Source organism: Dactylosporangium sp. CA-139066 (assembly GCF_050936175.1).
GTDB lineage: Bacteria > Actinomycetota > Actinomycetes > Mycobacteriales > Micromonosporaceae > Dactylosporangium.
The window spans coordinates 7,516,851-7,531,725 of record NZ_JBNJNH010000001.1; the positions used below are offsets into that span (position 1 = coordinate 7,516,851).

Below are 14,875 nucleotides of genomic sequence, written 5' to 3' on the forward strand. Positions count from 1 at the left end.
GATGGGCGTGCCCGGTACGGCGGCGAGCCGGTCAGGCGGTGGCGGGGATGCCGAGTTGGTCGATGAGGCGGCGGACGCGGCGTTCGATCTCGTCGCGCAGCGGCCGGACGCCGTCGAGGTCCCAGCCGGCCGGGTCGTCGAGGACCCAGTTCTCGTAGCGGGTGGAGGGGAAGACGGGGCAGGCGTCGCCGCAGCCCATGGTGACCACGACGTCGGCGGCGCGGACGACCTCGTCGGTCCACGGCTTCGGGTACTCGTCGGTGATGTCGATGCCGCGTTCGGCCATCGCGGCGACCGCGGCCGGGTTGACCTCGGTGCCCGGTTCGGAGCCGCCGGACCAGGCCACCGCGCGGTCGCCGGTGAGGTGGGTGAAGAACCCGAGCGCGATCTGGGAGCGGCCGGCGTTGTGGGTGCACAAGAACAGCACGACCGGTTTGCCGTCGCGGTGGTGGCCTTCGACCCGGGCCAGGGCGTGCAGGCGTTGCCGGGCGAAGCGTTCGGCGAGCAGCGGCAGGAAGTTCGGCACGCTGGACAGGCTGGCGAACTGGTCGTAGCTGGTGTGCAGGAACCGTTCGATGGTCTCGGCGCCGTAGGTGCCGTCGAACTCCAACGCGAGCCGGGCAGCCGCGGTGCGCAGCGCGAGCTGCTGGTCGACGGACAGGTCCGGGTGGTAGTAGACGGTCGCGTCAGTCATGGCGGACTCCGGAGCGCTGGGCCTGCACCGGTGGGGCAGCAGGCGGGAATGCGGGTTCGAGGGCGGGGGCGAGGCGGTCGATCCGCGCGGCGAGGTCGGCGAACGTGGCCTCGAACGCGGCGTCGGTGTCGGCCGGGGCCGGGACCGACCAGTGCAGCCGCGGGCGGACGCCGTCGGTGAGGTCTTCGTGGGCGTTGTCGCACACGGCGACGACGAGGTCGGTGTCGTGCACGACGTCGGCGACGTGGGCGGTGCCGGTCGCGTTGATCAACAGCCCGTGCCGGCGGGCGACCGCGACCGCACGGGGGTGCACCCGGGCGGCGGGCTGGGTGCCGGCCGACGCGGCCGGGATCCGCGCCCGCTGCGCCCAGAGGGCGGCGGCGAGCTGGGAGCGGGCGGAGTTGTGGGTGCAGACAAACACCACCCGCGACACGTCGGTCAGCGGCGGGGTGCTCAGCGAGGCCAGGGCGTCGGGTTCCATGCGCAGGTAGGTGCGGCGCCGGTCGCCTTCGGACCGGGTGCGCACGAGAAGGCCGGCGTCCTGCAGGACTTTGACGTGGTGGGCGACGAGGTTGGTGGGCAGGTCGAGGCTGCGGGCGATCTCGCCGGGTGAGGCGTCGCCGAGGGCGAGCGTGTCGACGATGGCCAGGCGGGCCGGGTCGCCGAGGGCGGCGTGGATCCGGGCGCGCCGCTGCACCGAAGAAAGCTCAGCGTTCATTGACTCAATGCTGAGTGAAGTAGTTGGCCCTGTCAACCGGTTCCGACGAGCGCGTTGGCGAACCCAAGTTGACGCGCAGATGAACGTTTCGCGCGGGACGACAACGATCGGATCGCGCATTCTTCCTGGTCACCGCTAGTTATGTCACGCTCTAAGTAGAGCTAGCTCTAAATAGAGTCCGCTCTACGTTCACATGACGTTCACGGTGCAGTCGACCCAGGTCCACCACGCGTTCCTAGCTTCGCCGCGACGGTGCCGCGTTGGGCGGTGCCCGACCTCGGAGGACTTCGATGTCACGCAAGGCGCTCGCCGCCCTTGGTGCGGGATTGACACTGACGCTGTTGACAGCAGGATGCGGCAGCACGAGCAAGGTCGATGACAGCAGCACGACCGGCGGCCCTGCCCAGGTCGCGTTCGGGGACCAGATCTGCGGCAAGGGCACCGGCGACAAGCCCGGCTACACCAACACCATCGCCGCACTGCCCGGCGGCGCGGACAAGCTGTCCGGTGCCGGTTCCACGTTCGTCGCGCCGATCATGTCGGTGTGGACGAAGGAGTACGCGACGGCGGGCAAGGTCGAGGTGGCGTACCAGTCGATCGGCTCCGGTGGCGGGATCAACCAGATCAACGCCGCCACTGTCGACTTCGGCGCCTCCGACGCACCGATGAAAGACGACGAGCTAGCCAAGGCGAAGAACGGCCCGATCCTGCACATCCCGCTCACCCTCGGCGCGGTCGTGCCCGCGTACAACGTCAAGGGCCTGCCCGCCGGGTTGAAGTTCGACGGCGAGACCCTCGGCAAGATCTTCGCCGGGAAGATCACCAAGTGGAACGACCCGGCCCTCAAGGCCCTCAACACCGGCATCGACCTGCCGGACGAGCCGATCGCGGTCGCGCACCGCTCCGACGGCTCCGGCACCACCGCCGTGTGGACCGACTACCTGACCAAGGAATCCCCGACCTGGGTCTCCACCCTCGGTGACGGCAAGAGTGCCGGCAAGGAGGTCGCCTGGCCGACCGGGATCGGCGGCAAGGGCAACGAGGGCGTGTCCGGGGTGGTCAACCAGACCGAAGGCGCGATCGGCTACGTCGAACTCGCCTACGCCCTGGCGCAGAACCTCAAGTACGGGCAGGTGAAGAACAAGGCCGGCAAGTTCATCCAGCCGTGCGTGGCCACCATCTCCAAGGGCACCGACGGCGTCAAGTACCCCGCGGACCTGCGCACCAGCCTCACCGACGGCCCAGACGGCGACGCGTTCCCGATCACCGGCACCGTCTACGCCCTCGTGTACCAGAACCAGACCGACAAGGCCAAAGCCGCCGCGCTGCTGAACTTCCTGGCCTGGACGCTGACCACCGGCCAGGACATGGCCGCCTCGGTCAACTACGCCCCGCTCGGCAAAGACCTGCAACAGCTGTCGTACAGCCAGCTCAAGAAGATCACCATCAACGGGACCCCGGCGGTCTCCTGAGCCAGGACCGGGCTCCAGACCGCCCGCCACGGTGGTACGGCGGTCTGGAGCGCCGGTGTCGGGAGTGCACATGGCTTCGTCCACCTCGCCGTCCACCTCGCCATCCGGTCCGGCCGGTCCCGGCCGCGACCAGATGTCGGACCTGCCCCTGCCGTCGACCTCGTTGACGCGGCGCAACGCCTGGCGCAGCGGTGATCGGCTGTTCCGCACCGGCGTGTCGGGTGCCGGCTGGTTCGTCATCGTCCTGCTCGTCGGCACGGCACTGTTCCTGCTGGTACAGGCATGGCCGGCGCTGGTGCATTACGGCCCGTTCGGGTTCCTAGGCTCGACCCGGTGGGCCCCTTCCGAGGCCTTGCCCAACGAGGCCGACCCGAATCCGTACGGCATCCTGCAGTTCGTCTACGGCAGCGTGCTCACCTCGGTGATCGCGATGCTCATCGCCGTCCCGGTCGCTGTGTCGGTCGCGTTGTACATCACCGACGTCGCCCCGGCGTGGCTGCGCCGGCCGGTGTCCTACCTCGTCGACCTGCTCGCCGCGATCCCGTCGGTGGTGTACGGCTTCTGGGGCATCTTCGCCCTGATCCCGGCGATCCGCCCGGTCGGACAGTTCCTCGCCGACACCCTCGGCCCGATCCCGGTGATCGGGGTCGCGTTCACCGGACCGTTCTTCGGCGTCTCCTACTTCACCGCCGGGATCGTCCTGGCGATCATGGTCCTGCCGATCGTCACTGCGATCTGCCGGGAAGTGTTCGCCGTCGCCCCGATCGCCGAGAAAGAAGCCGCGCTCGCGTTGGGGGCGACGAAGTGGGAGATGCTGCGCATGGCGGTCCTGCCCCGCTCCCGGTCCGGGATCGTCGGCGCGGCCATCCTCGGCATCGGCCGCGCCATCGGCGAGACCATCGCCGTCACGATGGTGATCGGCAACAACGTCCTCGGCATCGCCAAGAGCATCCTCGGGCAGGGCGCCACGATGCCCTCCGTCATCGCCAACGAGTTCACCGAAGCCAACCAGCCGTTCCACCTGCCGTCGCTGTTCGTCGTCGCGCTCGCCCTGCTCGTGGTCGCGCTGATCGTGAACACCGCCGGGAAGTTCGTCGTGCGCCGCGTCGGAAAGGACATCGCCTGATGGCCGTACAGACCCTGCCGCGGCCCACCCCACCCGGACGGCCCCCGACGTCGCTCGACCCGGCCGCACGGATCAGCCGCCGCAAAGTCAGCAACGCAGCGATGACCGGCCTGCTCACCCTGCTCACCGCCGCCACCGTCGGGGCGCTGCTGTGGGTACTGGGCTACGTCGCGCTGGAAGGGCTGCAGTTCCTCGGCCCCGAGTTCCTCACCAACACCCCGCCGGGCAACCCCGGCGACCTCGGCGGCGGGTTCCTCAACGGCATCATCGGCAGCATCGAGATCGTCGGTATCGCCACCGTCATCGCCGTGCCGCTCGGCGTCGGCGCAGCGGTGTTCATCGTCGAGTACGGCGGACGGATCGCCGGGCTGGTCGGGTTCCTCACCGACGTCCTCGTCGGGCTGCCGACCATCGTCACCGGCGCGTTCATCTACGCCATCTGGGTGGTGGAGTTCGGGTTCTCCGGCATCGCCGGCGCGATCTCCCTCGCACTGGTCATGCTGCCGCTGGTCATCCGGTCCGCGGCCGAGATGCTCCGCCTCGTGCCCCGGGAACTGCGCGAGGCCAGCCTCGCGCTGGGCATCACCCAGGCCCGCACCATCACCTCGGTGGTCCTGCCCACCGCCCGCGCCGGGATCATCACCGGCGTCATGCTCGCCGTCGCCCGGGCCATGGGCGAGACGGCTCCGCTGCTGCTCACCGCACTGGGCAACGACCTGTTCATCGAGGCCGACCCGCGGCATCGCATGTCCACCCTGTCCCTGCAGATCTTCGGCTCCGCCATCACCGGCTACAAGAGCGCCCAGGCCCGCGCGTGGGCCGGTGCCCTCACCCTGATCGCCCTGGTCCTGCTCTTCACGATCGCCGCCCGCCTCATCGGCCGGGCCAGCCGCATCGGAGGCCGCTGATGCCCACCCCAGCCGAACCCACCACCGGGCCGACCGTCCAGCACCGACCGGCCGCCGGCCCCGTCACGGCGTCCGGCGCCCGCGTCGACATCGTCGACCTGACCGCCTTCTACGGCAGCCACCGCGCCGTCGAACACGTCACCATCACCGTCGAACCGAAACGGGTCACCGCGCTCATCGGCCCCTCCGGCTGCGGGAAGTCCACGGTGCTGCGGTGCATCAACGCGATGCACCAGACCATCCCCGGCGCTTACGCCGAAGGCCAGATCCTCCTCGACGGCACCGACCTGCTGACCGGGGACACCGACCCGGTCCTGCTGCGCCGCCGGGTCGGCATGGTCTTCCAACGTCCGAACCCGTTCCCCACCATGTCCATCTACGACAACGTCACCGCCGGACTGCGCCTCGGCCGCCGCGGCGGGCGGACCGCCGCCCTGGACGAGGTCGTGGAACGGTCGCTGCGGCAGGCGAACCTGTGGAACGAGGTCAGTGGCCGGCTCAAAGCCCCCGGCGCCAGCCTCTCCGGCGGGCAGCAGCAGCGGCTGTGCATCGCCCGTGCCCTGGCCGTGGAACCGGCGGTGCTGCTCATGGACGAACCGTGCTCCGCGCTCGACCCGATCTCCACCCTGGCCATCGAAGACCTCATCGCCGAACTCCGCGAGGCATACACGATCGTCATCGTCACCCACAACATGCAGCAGGCGTCCCGGGTCTCCGACATCACCGCGTTCCTCACCGTCCCCGGCGTCGGCAAACCCGGCCGGCTCGTCGAGGTCGGCGAAACCCAGCAGATGTTCACCGCCCCCAAGCAGAAAGCCACCGAGGACTACATCACCGGGAAGGTCGGATGACCGCCGTGACCGCGACCCGCCGACCCGCCGTGCCCGCCGGCTACGAACTGGTCGCCCCCGCCACCGCCGGGCACCTGCGGGTGCTCAGCGTCGGCGGCGTGCAACTGGACCTCGACGGGTTACGGCTCTGGGTTGACGGCCGCCAGGTCCACCTGCCGCTCAAAGAGTTCGAACTGCTCCGTGAGCTCATGCAGCAGGCCGGCAGAGTCATCTCCCGCCGGGAACTGCTCGACCGGATCTGGGGCAAGGACTACGCCGACGTCAACAAGACCCTCGAAGTCCACATCAAGCGCCTGCGGGCGAAAGTCGAGGCCGACTGCCACCGGCCGGAGCGGATCCGCACGGTGCGTGGTGTCGGCTACATCTTCGACCTCGCCGACCCGACGGCGCCGGACGCTACGGCGGCCGAGCCGTCCGAGCCGCCAGGGCTAGCCGGGGCGGCGGCACTGCGGGAGGGTAGGTGAGCGCCGACCGGCGGGTGTCGCCCCGGGCCGCCGTCCCGGTGCAACCGGCCGGGCCGCCGTTCGCCGTGACGGTTACGGCCGGGCCACCGCCGGGCACGCCCCCGATGACCCCGGATGCGACCGACGCCGCCGCGCGGGCGCTGGGCCGGATCGTCGGCGGTGCCCGGGAAGCGATCCGCGCCGACGGCGTCCGGATCACGGTGCTGGATCACTGGGTGGGCACCCACCCGGACGGCGCGATGATCGCCGTGATCATCGACGCGCCTGACCCGGCCACCGCTGTCGACGCAGCGGTCGACCTCGTCGACTACGCCCTGCGCGCGAACCGGCGCTTCACCGGCTGGCGGATCACCGATCCGGCGGACACCCGATGAGCCCGCCGCGACGCAAGCCCGCAGCCCGCTACGGACGGTCGCAGGTGTGCCCGCGCGGGTACACCTGCGACCGTCCGTAGCGCGGTGTCAGCCGCGTCCTCGGCCGAGGTGGCCGTCGGAGGAACACCAGCGGCAGGCGGGGTCGCGGCGCGGCAGCTGCGGCGTCCGTTCGCGGCGGCCGGGCAGGTGCATGGTCCAGGCGGTGTCGCCGCCGTCGTCGTGCAGACCCGTCGCGGCGAACATGAACTGGTTGAGTCCCTCCATGGTGACCAGGCCGTTGAGGGCGATCACGCTGGGTGCCGGGACGCCCTCGACGTAGCGGGCCGCGGCGCGTTCGGCGTCGGGGTGCATGTCGATGGCCAGTTCGGTGGGGTCGATCAGCTCGTTGCACCACAGGCAGCCACCGCCCGGCACGAGGAGCCGGACGACCGCATGGATCTGCCCGACACCGCCATCCGCGCGGACGGGCACCTTGACCCCGATCTGGGTGGCCGGGATGAGGTACTGGTTCACGGCCTGGTTGACCCAGAACCGGGCGGCGTGCGTGTCCGCGGCCAGAAAGATCCAGTCGCATCTCGTCAACGCGTTCCGGACGTCCGGGTGCTCCACACGGTGCGGCAGGACGGTCAGGTCGATCTGCGGGTCGGCGCGCCGGGCGTTGCGGACCGCGGGCACGGTCTTGGGCTGCCCGACGTCGTCGGCCTCCGCGGCGATGAGCCGCGGCAGGTTCGTGTCCTCGACGATGTCGTCGTCGACGAGGACAAGCGCGCCGACACCGAGCCGGGACAGGCCCTCGACGAGGATGCTGCCGACACCGCCGAGCCCGACGACCGCGACCCGCATCCGGCCGAGGGTCTGCTGCCCGAGGTCGCCGAACAGCCGCGCCTGCCGGTCATGGATCGCCGCGTCCTGCCCCCCGCGGGCAGGACGCGGCCGCAACCGGACCAGGTTCCCGCCCGGCACGACCAGCTCGGCCAGCTCGACCCGGCCGCCGTCGGGCAGCCACAGGTCCCCCGCAGCGGCGGCAGGGGTAAGCACCAGACCACCGACCGGCTGTCCGGTGATCTCCCGCAACGCCGGGTAGCCCCGCTCGTGGCTGGCCAGATCGACGGACGAGAACCCGACGGTGCGCTCGCCGAAGTGGTTGTGCACCGCCAGGTAGACGAGCTGCTCGTCGCGGGCGCGGACGGCGGCGTCGCGGACGAACGTCGCGGTGAGCGACCGGTGGCTGGTCTGCCCGGCCACGTAGTGGATGCCGTCCTCGGCCAGGAGCAGCTCCCGGGCGAGCAGCCGCGGCCCGCGCGGGCCGTCGGCAAGACCGGCGAGGATCACCGCGCCGTGCTCGTCGCCGTCGTCGCGGAACAGATGGCCGGCGAGGTCCTGCCAGAGCCGCAGCGGCACCGTGAGGCTCCAGCCGTCGGCGGGTGGGTTCACTGGTTGACGAGCCACGTGATCACCTTCTCTGCCTTGAGGGCTGCGTTGTCGATGCCGGGCCGCCAGCCGTTGGACCGGCGCGACAGCTGCAGGGCGGCCTGGTCGCGCCAGGTCACCTGCTGGATCCCGTCGCCGTGCGGGCGCCCGTCGGTGCGGGTCAGCACCCCGACGTAGTGCGGGTAGACGTCCGCGCTGTCGTAGGCGGCGCTGATCTGGAACCCCAGCCACGTCCGCGACGGCGAGTACCGTGGTCCGACCTCGACGTCACCGACAGTCAGGAACGCGCCGCCGGCGCCGTCCGGGACGACCTCGACCGGCAGGCCGGCGAAGTGCGTGCGGACGGCGTCGACGCCGCTGGCGACCGCCGGGAGCAACTCGGTCACGAGTTGTCGTCGCGGTCGACGGCCAGGAACTCCTGGTGCCGGTGGACCCGGACGGTGTCCGTGTCGCCGACGATCCGGTAGTGCCCGTGCTCCTTCACCGACAGCTGGAAGGTGACCTGGATCTGTACGCCCTGGGCGATGGCCGCCTGCTTGACCTCCAGGCCGGTCACCTCCCGCTCCGGCACGTCAACGGGCTTGGTGTTCACCGTGACCTCGACCGTGCGCGGGCGCCGCGCCGTCTCGTCCACGTGCTCAGCAGCACTCGCGGTCACATCAACCTCCACGTTCTGTTGCCACGCCAGCGCGCGGCGTCTACCTTGGAAAATCCGAGAGGTCGAATACTGTTTGACTTCTCGAACAAGGTCAACCGTAGCATGCCACTGTTCGAGTTGTCGAACAGTGATAGAAAGGTGGTCCGCGCAACCTGCGAGGAGTGTCCCGACCATGGCTCAGACCAGGATCAACGTGCCCGCGCTCTACGCCGCCCTGGACGGCGCGCGGCGCAGCAGACAGCTCTCCTGGCGGCAGGTGGCCCGCGAGGTGGGGTGCAGCCCGTCGACGATGACGCGGCTGGCCAACGACTTCCGTCCCGACGCCGATGCGTTCATGGCCCTGACCCAGTGGCTGCGGATGCCGGCGGAAGCGTTCTGGATGGCCGACGGCGACGACGCCGACTCAGGCGACAAGCAGGACCAGCAGGACGGGAAAAGCGCACCGGGCAGGGAGCAGCCCGAGTTACTCGCCCAGCTCAACGTCCTGCTCCGGGCCCGTAAAGACCTCGGCGACGAGGAACGACAACACCTGTACAACGTGGTGGAGGCCGCGCTGAAGCTCAACGCCGTCCACCGCGCCGCCAGGAGTCGGTGAACCGTGGCCAGACGGCTCAGCACCGCCGACGCATCGATCGTCAAGCCGATGAGCAAGGCCGAGCTCGCCCGCCGGGCCGTCGAGGTCCGCACCGAGCTCGGCCTCACCGAGTTCGTGAAGCTCGACCCGTACGCGCTCGCCGAGGTCTACGGCATCGCCGTACACCAGCTCCACAGCCTCGTCGTCACCGGCTGCCCCGACATGACTGTGCAGTTCTTCACCCAGGAGCGCCCCGAGGTGTGGTCGGCCGCGCTCGTGCCGGACGGCACCGGCCACCTCATCGTCGAGAACACCGCGCACCAACCGCAGCGCCGCCGCTCCAACATCGCCCACGAGATGGCCCACGTCGTGCTGGAGCACACCTTCGACCGGATCCTCTTCGCCGGCGACGTCCAGAAAGGCTGCGTGAACCCGGGCAGCCGGGAACAGGAGTTCGAGGCCGCCGAACTGGGCGCCGAACTGCTGCTGCCCAAGAACGCGGCAGCCTGGGCCGCACGCAAGGGGATGGCCGACGCCCAGGTCGCCGAGCTGTTCGACGTCAGCGTCCAGCTCGCGGCCTGGCGCATGAACAGCACCGGCGCCCGGCTCCGCGCCCAACGCGCCGCGGCCAAGCGCGGCGGCTTCACGGCCCGCTGAACCGCCCGAGATCCGCAGTCCTCAGCCGAGCAGGTCCTTGATCCGCTGCAACGCGCCGGGCACGAGGGAGTAGAAGATCCACGTGCCGCGCCGGTCCCGGGTGACGAGGCCGGCCTCGGTCAGCGCCCGCAGGTGGTAGCTGACCGTGGGGCCGGTCAGACCGATCGGCGCGGCAAGATCGCCCGCGCTCGCCTCACCCCCGGGGGCGGCATGGATCATGCTCAGCAGCATCAACCGGGTCGGTTCGGCCACCACCCGCAACCGGGCGGCGAGCAACTCGGCCTCGGCGCGCTGCAGCGGCGCCGCGGTCAGCGGTGGCGGCTCCGCTACCGCCGCCAATTCCGACTCCGACACCTCCAGCCCTGCCACGTCCTGCTGGGCCAGCGGCGGCTCGGCCACCGTCGGCGCGGCCGGCGGCTCCGCGTCGGTCCCGGTCACGGCGGTGTCGTCGGGCGCGGCGGAGAGCATGGCCCCAAGCGTACGAGATCCAGCCACCGCAAGGTGAACCGCCGGTGAACGCGGCGGGAACGCGTCGAGGGTGCCGATCGGGCTGACTGCCACGCGGGGACGGGCTGGTCAGGTGCCGGCGGGTGCCGCGGTCAGCTCGTCGATCAGCGCCCGCACCCGCAGGTCGATGTCGTCGCGGATCCGGCGCACAGCGGGCATCGGCTGCCCGGCCGGGTCCGGGATCGGCCAGTCCACGTAGCGCTTTCCGGTCAGGATCGGGCAGGCGTCGCCGCAGCCCATCGTGACGATGACGTCGGCGGCGTGCAGCACCTCGTCGGTCAGCGGCTTCGGGTACGCCTCCATCACCTCGATGTCCCACTCGCCGAGCGCCTCCAGGACGTTCTCGTCGAGCCAGTCAGCCGGGTGCGACCCGGCGCAGCGCACCTGGACCCGGCCCGCCCCGTACCGTTCAGCCAGGGCGGCAGCCAGCTGGGACCGGCCGGCGTTGTAGGCGCACACGAACAACACCCCGGGCACCGGCTTTCCGAGCGCACCTCGGGTCTGCGCGAGCGCGGTCAACCGCTCCACCGCGAACCGTTCGGCCAACGCGGGGAGGTGCCGACGGATCCGGGCTGTGCGATACAGGTCGAGATACGACTCGAACAGGTACCGCTCCACCGTCTGCGCGCCGAACACGCCACGGAACCGCTCGCCGATCCGTACCGCGATCTGAGCCAGGATGTCGTCGATCTGCAGCGGGAAGTCGCCCAGCGACGGTTCGCTCACGCGCCCTCCCGCAAACACCGCGACGCCGAGACCGGCACAGCATGCCGCGCCACGGCCGCCACCACGGTCGGCGGCATCACGGCACACGCTAAAGGTTCGACGTTCATTGACTCAATGGTTGCTGAGTTTTCCTAGAGGGTCAAGTGGTGCCGACGCCGAAAGCAGCCACGCTTGTCAGGTTCTGGCCGACGGTGATCTGTCAACGAACCTGATATCTGCGACCTCCGCGCCCACGCCAGATGGTCTGCCCGGCAACGCGAGCACCGTTCGCGACAGCCCCGAATGCGTGGTGCTGCGGCGCCGTCAGCCGACTGCGTTGGCCAGTCAGTACCCACCGTTGCCGCCAGCGTCACGGCGAGCCCGACAGCCCGACGGGTGTTACAGCGTGCGAAGCGGTCCAGTGTCGTGGCTGCCGCCGACGGGTCCACTTCGCTCGCCCGCAACGTCAGTAGGGTCCCGCCGCCCCGACCCGCGCCCGCTACGCGCTCGCGGGCGCCTCCACGGCGAGCAGACCGGCGAGCTGACGCAGAATCCCGGGCCGGGCCCGGTAGTAGACCCAGGTGCCGCGCCGGTCGGCGTCGACAAGGCCGGCCTCGCGCAGGGTCTTGAGGTGATGCGAGATCGTCGGCCCGGACAGCTCGAACGCCGGAGTGAGGTCGCAGACGCAGATCTCGCCGTCCGGGGCGGACGCGATCATCGACATCAGCTGCAGCCGGACCGGGTCGCCGAGAGCCTTGAACGCCGGCGCGAGCACCGCCGCGGTCGCCGCGGGGATGCGCTGCTGCGCGATCGGCGAGCAGCAGGGCGTGTCCGCGTTGAGGTCGGTGAGGGGGAGCACCGCCGCCTGTTTTGACATACCTCTAGGTTGACAGATCTCAAATCAGCGTGCAACTGTTTGATTTGACAGGCGTCGAGACAGGCGATGCGCCACGATGAAGGAGACCGACATGTTCCGTTTCGCCCGCCGCCCGGCCGTACCGGCCGGCGTGCGGTTCTGCGACGGCTGCGCCAAGGTGACGACCGCCGACCAGCGCGCTCGCCGCAGCCTCGACCGCACCCGTACGGCGCTCACCGCCATCACCGGCCCGCGATAACCCCGGCCCCTTCGCGCAGGACGGTCCGTCCGGCGAACCCGCACCCGACATCCCGCCACGACCCACACCCGACCTCAATACCGATCGATCGTTGAAGGAGCATGACGATGAGCGACACCCAGGCCACTGCCCCTACCACCACTTCCGCCGCGGCCCCGGCTGCCGGCGGTTTCGCCGGCGACCCGGCCGCCGCGCTGACCGTCGCCGGCACCAGCGGCTGCTGCGGCAACCCGCCCACCGCTACCCTGGCCCTGCCTGAGCCGGCCACCGCCGGGTCGCCGTGCTGCGGCACCACCGCGGAGGCGACGACGGACGGGGCCTGCTGCGGCACCGCGGCGAAGACCGAGGCGGTCACCTCCGGCGCGGGCTGCTGCGGATGACCTCTCCCGCGCACCCAACGAACACCACGGCGGCGAGGCCACACGTCCCCGGTACCGCGCCCCTCGCCGAGGCGACCCGGCAGCGGCTCGGCGCGGCGCTCGCCCTGGTATCGGGTGAGCGGATGACCGCGACCGTCGCGGCGCTGGCCAGTGACCCGTTCGCGGGCCGCCGGGTCGGCGGCGCCGGCGGCGCGGCCGCCCGCGTCTGGCTCGCCCAGCGCCTCGAGGAGGCCGGGGCCACGGTGTCGTTCGAGCCGTTCGCCGTACCGTTCGTCCCCGAGATGTACACCCCGCCGACGGTCCGCTGGCACGACGGCACCACCGTGCGACACCTCGCCTTCGGCCGGGACGTCGCGGTCCATCTGGCCTCCGCCGAACTGCCGCTCGTCCGCCAGGGCGAGCTTGCCGTCGCGGGGGCCGGCGACCCGGTCGGCCGGTGGCTCGTCGTGCCGGCGGGGATGACGTTGTTCGACGCCTACGGCCACGCGCACGGCGCACTGGGTCTGCTGATCGGCCGGGGCGTGGACGCCGACGGCTGGCACTACACGATGCTCGCCGGACCCAACCCCGGGCCGCTGCCGATCCTCACCCTGGACACCGCGACCCACCACGCCGTCCACGGGACCGCGCAGGCGGGGACGGGCTGGCTGGCCGGGAACACCCCGATCCGCCGCCTCGACGTCACCGCGACCAACCTCCACGGCACCTGGCCCGCCACCGCGCCACACGTCACCGCCACCGACACGGAAGGTGAGATGCAACTGTTGCTGACCGCGCACTACGACGGCGTCGGTGACCACCCCGGCCTGCGCCAGCCCGCAGCGGCCGACAACGGCAGCGGCGTCGCCGTCGTCCTGGAAGCGGCCCGGGTCCTCGCCGAGCACCTCCCCGCGAACGTGCACCTGTCGGTGGCGCTGCTCGACGGCGAAGAAGCCGGCGCGCTCGGCTCGGCCCACCACGCCGCCCAACTCCGCCACGCCGGTGTCCAGCCGCTCGTCATCAACGTCGACGGCGCTGGTCACCTCAACCAGGCCGCCGCCGTCGAAGCCGGTGGCCCCGCACACGGCCTCCTGGCCGCCCTCGACCAGGCCGGTCGGTACACCGGGCTGCCGCTGGTCGCTGGGCCGGTCGCCTCGGACAACCGCCGCTACGCCGCCGCCGGGCTCGCCGCCGTCGGCATCGGCGCCGGCATGGCCGGCTACCACAGCCCCGCCGACACCGCCGACCGGGTGGAGACGGCCACCCTGACCGCCGTCGCCCAGCTGGTCGTCACGACCGGATTGCTGGTCACCACCGACTCAGCTACGCTTTCATCGTAGATCGGCGATAGACGATGAAGTTGGTGAATGGTGGACGAACTGCTCGACCGGGCGACCGCGGAGACGTACGCGTCGTGGTTCCGGGCCCTCGCCGACCCGTCGCGGGTGCAGATCGTGGAGTACCTGGCCCGACAGGGCAGGCCGCTGAGCGTCGGGGAGATCGTGGCCGCGGTCGGGCTGGCGCAGTCCACGGTGTCGCAGCACCTCAAGATCCTCACCGAGGTGCGGTTCGTGCTCGTCGAGGCGGTCGGCACCGCCCGGCACTACCGGATCAACACCACCTGCATCGCCTGCTTCCCGTCCGCAGCCGACGTCGTGATGGGCCGGCCGGCGCCGACCGCGATCGGGGACTGCTCATGAGCACCGTCCTGATCCGCCCGATGGAGGCCGTCGACGCGAAGCCGGTCCTGGCCATCTACCAGGCCGGCCTGGACGGCGGCAACGCCAGCTTCGAGGACACTGCCCCGACCTGGGCGGCGTTCGACGCCGGCAAGCTGCCCGGCCATCGGCTCGTCGCCGTCGACGAAGGTGACGTCGTGCTGGGCTGGGTCGCGGTATGCGCGGTGTCGTCCCGGGCCGTCTACGCCGGCGTGGTCGAGCACTCCGTCTACATCGACCGCGCCGCCCAGCGCCGGGGCGTCGGCCGGGCCCTGCTCGACGCGCTGAGCGCCTCGACCGAGGCGGCCGGAATCTGGACGATCCAGTCCGGGATCTTCCCCGAGAACACCGCCAGCCTCGCCCTGCACCACGCCGCCGGGTTTCGCACCGTCGGCATCCGGGAACGCGTCGGCCGGCACGCCAGTCAGGGCAACCGCTGGCGCGACGTGGTGTTCATCGAGCGCCGCAGCCCGCACATCGCCTGAACCTCCGAGCCGGTCCAGCCCATACGGGCCGCGCATCACACCTCGTTGCTTCGAACGTT

Annotated in this window: 21 protein-coding genes; 13 read left to right on the top strand and 8 right to left on the bottom strand. The window is 71.1% G+C overall.

The genetic code is table 11. The annotated features are described in order from the left end of the window. Positions 1-31: 31 nt before the first annotated feature. On the bottom strand, positions 32-694 hold the full coding sequence (locus tag ACQEVU_RS34445; protein ID WP_433331018.1) for an arsenate reductase ArsC: 663 nt from the start codon (positions 692-694) through the stop codon (positions 32-34). After that, positions 687-1,412, bottom strand: a complete 726-nt coding sequence (locus ACQEVU_RS34450; protein ID WP_433331020.1) for a helix-turn-helix domain-containing protein — start codon at positions 1,410-1,412, stop codon at positions 687-689. Before ACQEVU_RS34450 ends, ACQEVU_RS34445 begins: the two co-directional genes overlap by 8 nt. Before the next feature lie 290 nt (positions 1,413-1,702). On the opposite strand from ACQEVU_RS34450, the gene pstS reads away from it, so the two are divergent. From pstS to ACQEVU_RS34480, 6 genes are all read left to right on the top strand, one after another. Next, entirely contained in the window at positions 1,703-2,884 is a 1,182-nt protein-coding gene (gene pstS, locus ACQEVU_RS34455; RefSeq protein ID WP_433331022.1) for a phosphate ABC transporter substrate-binding protein PstS, read from the top strand. Between the two features lie 70 nt (positions 2,885-2,954). Further along, positions 2,955-4,010 carry a phosphate ABC transporter permease subunit PstC gene (gene pstC, locus ACQEVU_RS34460; RefSeq protein ID WP_433331024.1) on the top strand — a complete coding sequence of 352 codons (1,056 nt, stop codon included), beginning with the start codon at positions 2,955-2,957 and terminating at the stop codon, positions 4,008-4,010. Next, positions 4,010-4,918 (top strand): phosphate ABC transporter permease PstA, encoded by a 909-nt coding sequence (pstA, locus tag ACQEVU_RS34465; protein WP_433331026.1) that lies wholly within the window; start codon positions 4,010-4,012, stop codon positions 4,916-4,918. Before pstC ends, pstA begins: the two co-directional genes overlap by 1 nt. Continuing rightward, positions 4,918-5,769, top strand: a complete 852-nt coding sequence (gene pstB / locus ACQEVU_RS34470; RefSeq protein WP_433331028.1) for a phosphate ABC transporter ATP-binding protein PstB — start codon at positions 4,918-4,920, stop codon at positions 5,767-5,769. Before pstA ends, pstB begins: the two co-directional genes overlap by 1 nt. Further along, on the top strand, positions 5,766-6,233 hold the full coding sequence (locus tag ACQEVU_RS34475) for a winged helix-turn-helix domain-containing protein (protein WP_433331030.1): 468 nt from the start codon (positions 5,766-5,768) through the stop codon (positions 6,231-6,233). Before pstB ends, ACQEVU_RS34475 begins: the two co-directional genes overlap by 4 nt. Further along, positions 6,230-6,607: a hypothetical protein gene (locus ACQEVU_RS34480; RefSeq protein ID WP_433331032.1), complete on the top strand. Its 378-nt coding sequence runs from the start codon at positions 6,230-6,232 to the stop codon at positions 6,605-6,607. Before ACQEVU_RS34475 ends, ACQEVU_RS34480 begins: the two co-directional genes overlap by 4 nt. An 87-nt stretch (positions 6,608-6,694) precedes the next feature. On the opposite strand, the gene ACQEVU_RS34485 is transcribed toward ACQEVU_RS34480, so the two are convergent. From ACQEVU_RS34485 to ACQEVU_RS34495, 3 genes are read right to left on the bottom strand one after another with little or no spacing between them, the layout of a single operon-like run. Next, entirely contained in the window at positions 6,695-8,056 is a 1,362-nt protein-coding gene (locus ACQEVU_RS34485) for a ThiF family adenylyltransferase (RefSeq protein WP_433331034.1), read from the bottom strand. Further along, complete coding sequence (locus ACQEVU_RS34490) at positions 8,038-8,424, bottom strand: hypothetical protein (RefSeq protein WP_433331036.1); 387 nt, start codon at positions 8,422-8,424, stop codon at positions 8,038-8,040. The genes ACQEVU_RS34485 and ACQEVU_RS34490 overlap by 19 nt, the downstream gene beginning before the upstream one ends. After that, the gene (locus tag ACQEVU_RS34495; RefSeq protein ID WP_433331038.1) at positions 8,421-8,696 is read right to left on the bottom strand and encodes a multiubiquitin domain-containing protein; all 276 of its coding nucleotides are present in this window, start codon (positions 8,694-8,696) and stop codon (positions 8,421-8,423) included. Before ACQEVU_RS34495 ends, ACQEVU_RS34490 begins: the two co-directional genes overlap by 4 nt. A 172-nt stretch (positions 8,697-8,868) precedes the next feature. On the opposite strand from ACQEVU_RS34495, the gene ACQEVU_RS34500 reads away from it, so the two are divergent. Then, entirely contained in the window at positions 8,869-9,291 is a 423-nt protein-coding gene (locus tag ACQEVU_RS34500; protein WP_433331040.1) for a transcriptional regulator, read from the top strand. Positions 9,292-9,294: 3 nt separating this feature from the next. Beyond that, entirely contained in the window at positions 9,295-9,927 is a 633-nt protein-coding gene (locus ACQEVU_RS34505; RefSeq protein WP_433331042.1) for an ImmA/IrrE family metallo-endopeptidase, read from the top strand. 21 nt (positions 9,928-9,948) lie between these two features. Here ACQEVU_RS34505 and ACQEVU_RS34510 read toward each other — a convergent pair whose 3' ends face one another. The 3 genes from ACQEVU_RS34510 to ACQEVU_RS34520 form a co-directional block, all read right to left on the bottom strand. Beyond that, a complete protein-coding gene (locus tag ACQEVU_RS34510; protein WP_433331044.1) occupies positions 9,949-10,395 on the bottom strand; it encodes an ArsR/SmtB family transcription factor in 447 nt (148 codons plus the stop codon). 108 nt (positions 10,396-10,503) lie between these two features. Next, the gene (locus tag ACQEVU_RS34515) at positions 10,504-11,160 is read right to left on the bottom strand and encodes a three-helix bundle dimerization domain-containing protein (protein ID WP_433331046.1); all 657 of its coding nucleotides are present in this window, start codon (positions 11,158-11,160) and stop codon (positions 10,504-10,506) included. 478 nt (positions 11,161-11,638) lie between these two features. After that, positions 11,639-12,016 (bottom strand): ArsR/SmtB family transcription factor, encoded by a 378-nt coding sequence (locus ACQEVU_RS34520; protein ID WP_433331048.1) that lies wholly within the window; start codon positions 12,014-12,016, stop codon positions 11,639-11,641. A 91-nt stretch (positions 12,017-12,107) separates the two neighbouring features. Between ACQEVU_RS34520 and ACQEVU_RS34525 the strand changes: the two genes are divergently transcribed. The 5 genes from ACQEVU_RS34525 to ACQEVU_RS34545 all read left to right on the top strand — a co-directional run bounded on the left by ACQEVU_RS34525 (position 12,108) and on the right by ACQEVU_RS34545 (position 14,816). Then, positions 12,108-12,254: a hypothetical protein gene (locus tag ACQEVU_RS34525; RefSeq protein ID WP_433331050.1), complete on the top strand. Its 147-nt coding sequence runs from the start codon at positions 12,108-12,110 to the stop codon at positions 12,252-12,254. 107 nt (positions 12,255-12,361) lie between these two features. Continuing rightward, positions 12,362-12,634, top strand: a complete 273-nt coding sequence (locus ACQEVU_RS34530; RefSeq protein ID WP_433331052.1) for a hypothetical protein — start codon at positions 12,362-12,364, stop codon at positions 12,632-12,634. Beyond that, positions 12,631-13,953, top strand: coding sequence for a M28 family metallopeptidase (locus tag ACQEVU_RS34535; protein WP_433331054.1), 1,323 nt, complete (start codon positions 12,631-12,633; stop codon positions 13,951-13,953). Before ACQEVU_RS34530 ends, ACQEVU_RS34535 begins: the two co-directional genes overlap by 4 nt. Before the next feature lie 27 nt (positions 13,954-13,980). Then, positions 13,981-14,313, top strand: a complete 333-nt coding sequence (locus tag ACQEVU_RS34540) for an ArsR/SmtB family transcription factor (protein ID WP_433331056.1) — start codon at positions 13,981-13,983, stop codon at positions 14,311-14,313. Continuing rightward, on the top strand, positions 14,310-14,816 hold the full coding sequence (locus ACQEVU_RS34545; RefSeq protein ID WP_433331058.1) for an N-acetyltransferase family protein: 507 nt from the start codon (positions 14,310-14,312) through the stop codon (positions 14,814-14,816). The genes ACQEVU_RS34540 and ACQEVU_RS34545 overlap by 4 nt, the downstream gene beginning before the upstream one ends. Positions 14,817-14,875 lie beyond the last annotated feature (59 nt).

Excerpts from the sequence above, each read along its gene's own strand:
- ACQEVU_RS34445 (WP_433331018.1), bottom strand. The coding sequence starts at position 694 with ATGACTGACGCGACCGTCTACTACCACCCGGACCTGTCCGTCGACCAG.
- ACQEVU_RS34450 (WP_433331020.1), bottom strand. The coding sequence starts at position 1,412 with ATGAACGCTGAGCTTTCTTCGGTGCAGCGGCGCGCCCGGATCCACGCC.
- pstS (WP_433331022.1), top strand. The coding sequence starts at position 1,703 with ATGTCACGCAAGGCGCTCGCCGCCCTTGGTGCGGGATTGACACTGACG.
- pstC (WP_433331024.1), top strand. The coding sequence starts at position 2,955 with ATGGCTTCGTCCACCTCGCCGTCCACCTCGCCATCCGGTCCGGCCGGT.
- pstA (WP_433331026.1), top strand. The coding sequence starts at position 4,010 with ATGGCCGTACAGACCCTGCCGCGGCCCACCCCACCCGGACGGCCCCCG.
- pstB (WP_433331028.1), top strand. The coding sequence starts at position 4,918 with ATGCCCACCCCAGCCGAACCCACCACCGGGCCGACCGTCCAGCACCGA.
- ACQEVU_RS34475 (WP_433331030.1), top strand. The coding sequence starts at position 5,766 with ATGACCGCCGTGACCGCGACCCGCCGACCCGCCGTGCCCGCCGGCTAC.
- ACQEVU_RS34500 (WP_433331040.1), top strand. The coding sequence starts at position 8,869 with ATGGCTCAGACCAGGATCAACGTGCCCGCGCTCTACGCCGCCCTGGAC.
- ACQEVU_RS34510 (WP_433331044.1), bottom strand. The coding sequence starts at position 10,395 with ATGCTCTCCGCCGCGCCCGACGACACCGCCGTGACCGGGACCGACGCG.
- ACQEVU_RS34520 (WP_433331048.1), bottom strand. The coding sequence starts at position 12,016 with ATGTCAAAACAGGCGGCGGTGCTCCCCCTCACCGACCTCAACGCGGAC.
- ACQEVU_RS34525 (WP_433331050.1), top strand. The coding sequence starts at position 12,108 with ATGTTCCGTTTCGCCCGCCGCCCGGCCGTACCGGCCGGCGTGCGGTTC.
- ACQEVU_RS34530 (WP_433331052.1), top strand. The coding sequence starts at position 12,362 with ATGAGCGACACCCAGGCCACTGCCCCTACCACCACTTCCGCCGCGGCC.
- ACQEVU_RS34535 (WP_433331054.1), top strand. The coding sequence starts at position 12,631 with ATGACCTCTCCCGCGCACCCAACGAACACCACGGCGGCGAGGCCACAC.
- ACQEVU_RS34540 (WP_433331056.1), top strand. The coding sequence starts at position 13,981 with ATGGTGGACGAACTGCTCGACCGGGCGACCGCGGAGACGTACGCGTCG.
- ACQEVU_RS34545 (WP_433331058.1), top strand. The coding sequence starts at position 14,310 with ATGAGCACCGTCCTGATCCGCCCGATGGAGGCCGTCGACGCGAAGCCG.